General features: G+C 65.2%; 5 protein-coding genes. 4 read left to right on the top strand and 1 reads right to left on the bottom strand.

From position 1 onward, the window contains the following. Positions 1-40: 40 nt before the first annotated feature. Positions 41-712 carry a transcriptional repressor LexA gene (gene lexA / locus SPR01S_RS03515; RefSeq protein WP_066584986.1) on the top strand — a complete coding sequence of 224 codons (672 nt, stop codon included), beginning with the start codon at positions 41-43 and terminating at the stop codon, positions 710-712. Here the strand turns inward: lexA and SPR01S_RS03520 are convergent. After that, on the bottom strand, positions 603-2,939 hold the full coding sequence (locus SPR01S_RS03520) for a ComEC/Rec2 family competence protein (RefSeq protein WP_084250901.1): 2,337 nt from the start codon (positions 2,937-2,939) through the stop codon (positions 603-605). The two genes, lexA and SPR01S_RS03520, sit on opposite strands and share 110 nt — an antisense overlap. A gap of 28 nt (positions 2,940-2,967) precedes the next feature. Here SPR01S_RS03520 and gltX point away from each other — a divergent pair, with 28 nt between their 5' ends. Genes gltX through SPR01S_RS03535 form a run of 3 tightly spaced genes read left to right on the top strand, consistent with a single transcriptional unit; the run spans position 2,968 to position 5,885 of the window. Next, positions 2,968-4,404, top strand: a complete 1,437-nt coding sequence (gene gltX, locus SPR01S_RS03525) for a glutamate--tRNA ligase (protein WP_066585035.1) — start codon at positions 2,968-2,970, stop codon at positions 4,402-4,404. Between the two features lie 18 nt (positions 4,405-4,422). Further along, positions 4,423-5,700, top strand: coding sequence for a citrate synthase (locus SPR01S_RS03530; RefSeq protein WP_066584991.1), 1,278 nt, complete (start codon positions 4,423-4,425; stop codon positions 5,698-5,700). After that, positions 5,700-5,885, top strand: coding sequence for a hypothetical protein (locus tag SPR01S_RS03535; protein WP_066584994.1), 186 nt, complete (start codon positions 5,700-5,702; stop codon positions 5,883-5,885). The genes SPR01S_RS03530 and SPR01S_RS03535 overlap by 1 nt, the downstream gene beginning before the upstream one ends. Positions 5,886-6,154: the final 269 nt, after the last annotated feature.

Genomic DNA, 6,154 nt, shown 5'->3' on the forward strand with positions numbered 1-6,154 from the left:
CCGTAAAAGTTCCGCGTCTGTTCTGGACGGAGGAACGTCGATGCTCACCAAGAAGCAGCATGAGCTGATCTGCTTCATCAACGATCGCTTGAACGAAACCGGCGTGTCGCCGTCGTTCGAGGAGATGAAGGAGGCGCTCGACCTCAAGTCGAAGTCTGGCGTGCATCGCCTGATCTCGGCGCTCGAGGAGCGGCAGTTCCTGCGGCGCCTGCCCAACCGGGCGCGCGCGCTCGAGGTGTTGAAGATGCCGGAGCGTGCCGACAGCAAGCGTCCGGCTGCGGCTCAGCCCAAACCGAACAATTTCCGCCCCGCCCCAGAACCCGCCAATGACGTGATCGAGATTCCGCTGCACGGCCGGATCGCGGCCGGTGTGCCGATCGAGGCGTTCGAGGGATCGTCGATGCTCCCCGTCCCCGCCGCCCTGCTTGGCAGCGGCGAGCATTATGCGCTGGAAGTCGCCGGTGACTCGATGGTCGAGGCCGGCATCCTCGACGGCGATTACGCGCTGATCCGCCGCACCGACGTGGCGCGCGACGGTGAGATCGTCGTCGCGCTGATCGAGGACAGCGAGGCGACGCTCAAATATTTCCGCCGCGAAGGCGCTATGGTGCGGCTTGATCCGGCCAATCGCTCCTACGACCCGCAGCGTTATGCGCCTCAGCAGGTGCGAATCCAGGGCCGCCTGGCCGGCCTGTTGCGCCGCTACGACTGATTGTCGACCGACGATTGATCCAGGGGTGACGATCACCGGGCTGACGGACAGTGACGATCCGCCCGCTGGCCAGGCTGATCGCCATTCCGCCGGTGCGGCGCAGGAACGGCGCATCGAGCTTTAGCCATGTCGGCCGGCACGCTGACGGCAATCGCCGGTCGCTGACGACGATGTCCGCCGCGCGGCACGCGGCGATCAACTGGTCGGACGGCAATTGGTACAGGCTGCGTGTCGCCAGCACGCGGAATGTCCGTCCTCCCGATTGCACCAGAGCGAGGCATGCGTCCGGCGTGCACGTGGCGAAGGGCTGATCGGACAGCAGCAGCGCTTCCCCATCCACGCCCGCATTCTGGGTCATTGTGTCGCGGGTGTAATCCCCGGCCTTGTCGCGCAGGATCGCGACCCCGCCATCCGGCGTCCGTACCGCGAGATGCTGGCCGTCGCCCGAGATCAGCAGATCAGGTGCCGGGATCGTCAGCGCCCAGACCGCGCCCATCGCCATCGGCGCAAGTCCGGCAAAACGCACCCGTGAGCGCCACAGCATCAGCCACAGCAATCCCAGGATCATCAGCCCGAACGCGCCTGCCGGCATGCCGGGCAGCATCGCCACCGACCCAGGCGCTTTGGCCGCGGTGCGCGCGATCCAAAGCAACAGGTCGAGCGCGTGCGCGGTCACCCACCAGAAGGGTGCGCCCAGGCCGATCGCGTCACCGGCAAGCGCCAGCGCCTCGGCCGGCATGATGACGAACGTCGTCAGCGGGATGGCGATGATATTGGCGACGACGCCGTACATGCCCTCCTTATGGAAATGATAGAGCGCGATAGGCGCCAGCGCGGCTTCCACGACCAGACCTGTAAGCAGTAACGATCCGACTTCGCGGGCGACGCGGCGGCGCCAGGCCTCGTCTCGTTTCTCGAACAATCGCTTGATCCGCGGCTGCTCGTGGAAAGCGATCAGCGATCCGACTGCGGCGAAGCTGAGCTGGAAGCTCGGCCCGGCGAGCGCCTCGGGCCAGATCAGCAGAACGATGAAGGCGCCGGCCGCGACCAGCCGCAAGGTTATCGCCTCGCGTCCCATCGCCAGCGCCGCCAAGACCAACAACGCCGCGATGCACGACCGCGCCGTCGGCACCTGGCTCCCCGTGAGCAACGTGTATCCGATCGCGGCGATCGCACCCGCGCCGGCAGCGACCACCGGAATCCGGACCCGCAATGCCAACCACGGCCATAAGGCGAGCAGGCGCGTGACCGCCCAGATCGTCGCGACGACCACTGCGGTGATATGCAATCCGCTTACCGATAACAGATGCGCAAGGCCCGAGCGTCGCATCGCGTCCGCATCGTCCAGCGAAATCGCGCCTTCGTCGCCCGCGGCAAGCGCGGCGGCGATCCCGCCAGCGCTGCCTTCCACCTTACTCTGGATATGCGCCGCCAATGCCGCGCGCAGGCCGTTCGACTCCTTACCAGCTGCGATCACCTTCACCGGCGCGTTCCCCTTGCCGGTCGCGCCTAGCCCGGCGAACCACGCGACTTGCCGAAAGTCGTAAGCGCCGGGCACCGTTGCTTCGTCGGGCGGCATCAGTCGTGTCTGCAGCTTGATGATCGCGCCCGGTCCAAGCCCGACCGGCACGTCCGTGTTGGCGATATTCACCCGCACGTGCGGCGGCAGCTGGAGCGGCGGCCGCGGCCGATCGTCGCATCGCCGCCCTCCGGCGCCATGAGGCGCGCCGCGTTCCTTGCTGCAATTCGGACGTTTCGGACTGGCGACTGCCTGCGCCGAGATCGGCGTTAAGCTCACCCGAACGAGCTCGCGCGCCGGCAGCGGCTCGATATTCTCAACCCGCGCGGCCAGCATGACGATCGCGGGTCGCGCTAGGACCGGTTGCGCGACATAGCTGGCGCGCCACCACGCCAGCCCGACACCCATGGCCGCCAGCGCGGCGGCGAGCGCCACCGCACGACTGGCCCGCCCGCCTTGCCCGATCGCGACCGCCGCCAACGCGACGCCGGCCAGCGCGAGCATGGCGGCGGTCCATTGCACCGGATCATCGAGCACGAACCACAAGGCGATACCGCCGCCCAACGCGACCGGCAGCCACAAAGGGAGTTGATCGCGCTCCCCCTCCAACCCATGTTCGAGTGCAAGGCGTGCACGCGTACATCGTGCCGCCAGCGTTTGAAGCGGCCGGAACCGCGTGCTAGGGCGCGCGGCGGCGACGGTCGCCATCAGTCATCCAGCCTGGGAGCATGCGCGGTTGAGCGCCAGTTCTGACTCCGGGGCGCCCACAGCCGGCGCACCCGTCACCAACGTCGTCACCCGGTTCGCGCCTTCGCCAACCGGCTTTCTGCATATTGGCGGCGCGCGCACCGCGTTGTTCAATCTGCTGTTCGCGCGACACCACGGGGGCAAATTCCTCCTGCGCATCGAGGATACCGATCGCGCGCGATCGACACAGCCCGCAATTGACGCCATTTTGGCGGGGATGCGCTGGCTCGACCTAGAATGGGACGGGCCCGAAATCTATCAATTCTCGCGCGCCGCCCGTCATGCGGAAGTCGCGCACCAAATGGTGGAAAAGGGCGCAGCGTATCGCTGCTACCTGACCCAGGAAGAGCTCGCCCAGATGCGCGCCGAGGCGGAAGCGGCGAAGAAGCCGCTCCGGATCCGCTCGCCCTGGCGCGACCGCGTACCCAATGATCCGCAAGCCCCGCACGTCATTCGCCTGAAGGCGCCAAATGAGGGTGCGACGACTATCCAAGATCGCGTCCAGGGCGAGGTCACCGTCCAGAACAGCGAAATCGACGATCTCGTCCTGCTGCGATCGGACGGTACGCCTACCTATATGCTGGCCGTCGTCGTCGACGACCACGACATGGGCGTGACGCACGTCATCCGCGGGGACGATCACCTCAACAACGCGTTCCGTCAGTTGCCGATCTATCGTGCGATGGGTTGGCCGGACCCCATCTACGCCCATATCCCGCTGATCCATGGTCCCGATGGCGCGAAGCTTTCCAAGCGCCACGGCGCTTTGGGCGTTGACGCCTATCGCGACGAGATGGGGTTGTTGCCAGAAGCGGTCGACAATTACCTGCTGCGTCTGGGCTGGGGACATGGCGATGACGAGATCATCAGCCGCGCCCAGGCGATAGAATGGTTCGATCTCGACGGCGTCGGAAAATCACCAAGTCGGTTCGATTTGAAGAAACTGGAGAACCTGAACGGTCATTATATCCGCGAAGCGGACGATGCCCGTCTGGCCGATCTCGTCGCCGCGCGAATCCCGCTCGACCTGACCCCGCCGCAGCTCGACCTGTTGCGCCGCACCATGCCGTTCCTCAAGCCGCGCGCCGCCAATCTGATCGAATTGGCCGAGGGCAGCATGTTCCTTTTCCACGCCCGGCCGTTGCCGATGCACGCAGATGCAGCAATGTTGCTCCAGGGTGACGCACCTGAGCTGCTCAAGCGCGTTCACACGGCGCTTGACGCCGTCGCCGACTGGGATACGGAGGCGCTCGAAAACGCGGTTCGGCAAGTCGCCGAAGACGCCGGGGTCAAGCTCGGCCAGGTCGCGCAGCCGCTCCGTGCGGCGCTGACCGGCAGGCGCACCTCCCCTGGCATTTTCGACGTGCTCGCCGTCCTCGGCCGCGAAGAAAGCCTGGGCCGCATATCCGACCGGATGGCGGCCTGAACATCGAAGGAACCTGATATGGCCGACACGAACACCCTCAAGTTCGGGGATCACGACTATCCGGTGATGTCCGGCTCGGTCGGCCCGCAGGTAGTCGATATCCGCAAGCTGTACAGCGAAACGGGTATGTTCACTTACGATCCGGGTTTCACCTCGACGGCGAGCTGCGAATCGGCGCTGACCTATATCGACGGCGATGAGGGCGTTCTGCTTCACCGCGGCTATCCGATCGGCCAGCTCGCCGAGCAATCGAGCTTCATGGAAGTGAGCTATCTGCTGTTGAACGGCGAATTGCCGTCCAAGGGCGAGCTCGACGAATTCACCCACACGATCACCCGCCACACGATGCTGCACGAGCAGCTGGCGACCTTCTATCGCGGCTTCCGTCGCGACGCGCACCCGATGGCGATCATGTGCGGCGTGGTCGGCGCGCTGTCGGCTTTCTATCACGATTCGACCGACATCAACGATCCGCGCCAGCGGATGATCGCCTCGCACCGGCTGATCGCCAAGATGCCGACGATCGCGGCGATGGCGTATAAGTACAGCGTCGGACAGCCGTTCCTCTATCCGGACAATTCGCTGAGTTACACCGGCAATTTCCTGCGCATGACGTTCGGCGTGCCGGCCGAGCCCTATCACGTGAACCCGATCGTCGAGCGCGCGCTCGACCGCATCTTCATCCTCCACGCCGATCACGAGCAGAATGCGTCGACCTCGACCGTCCGCCTCGCCGGATCGTCGGGCGCCAACCCGTTCGCGTGCATCGCGGCGGGCATCGCCTGCCTGTGGGGCCCGGCGCATGGCGGCGCCAACGAAGCCGCGCTGAACATGTTGCGTGAGATCGGAACGCCCGATCGCATCCCGGAATTCATCGCCCGTGCGAAGGACAAGAACGACCCGTTCCGCCTGATGGGCTTCGGTCACCGCGTCTACAAGAATTACGATCCGCGCGCGACGGTGATGCAAAAGACCGTGCGCGAGGTGTTCGATGCGCTGAAGGTCAACGATCCGGTGTTCGAGGTCGCGCTGCAGCTCGAGCACATGGCGCTCAACGATCCCTATTTCATCGAAAAGAAACTGTTCCCGAACGTCGATTTCTATTCGGGGGTGATCCTGTCGGCGATCGGTTTCCCGACGACGATGTTCACCGCGTTGTTCGCGCTCGCCCGCACCGTCGGCTGGGTCGCGCAATGGAACGAGATGATCAGCGATCCGGCGCAGAAGATCGGCCGCCCGCGCCAGCTCTACACCGGCCCGACGCAGCGCGATTACGTCGAGATCGGCAAGCGCTGATGCGCTTGCTACTCCAGATCGTCGGTGCGCTTTGCATCGCGATGGGGTTGTTATGGGTGGGCCAGGGCCTCGGCCTGGTCCACTGGCCGGCATCGAGTTTCATGCTCGACATGCGCATCTGGGCGCTCTGGGGCGCGTTGCTGGCTGCGGGCGGTATCGTGCTGGTGTGGATCGGGCGGCGCTAGCGTCGCGACTATTCCGATCTGCGGCGCGTGTGGCTGGCCGATAGAAGTTCTCGCACAAAGCCACGAAGGCGCGAAGATTCGGTTCGCGCAGAGGCGCAGAGAGCGTTGAGATTATGCACGCTACGGCGCGCTTTCGCCTTAGGGAAATTGATGGCTGCCGACGCAGCCGGGCGACACACCTCTGCGTCCGCTGCGCCTCTGCGCGAAATCGCTTTTCTTTGTGTCTTCGTGGCTTCGTGCGAGCCAAATCTTACGTTAGAGCGCGATAA

The organism is Sphingomonas pruni NBRC 15498 (genome assembly GCF_001598455.1).
Taxonomy (GTDB): domain Bacteria; phylum Pseudomonadota; class Alphaproteobacteria; order Sphingomonadales; family Sphingomonadaceae; genus Sphingomonas; species Sphingomonas pruni.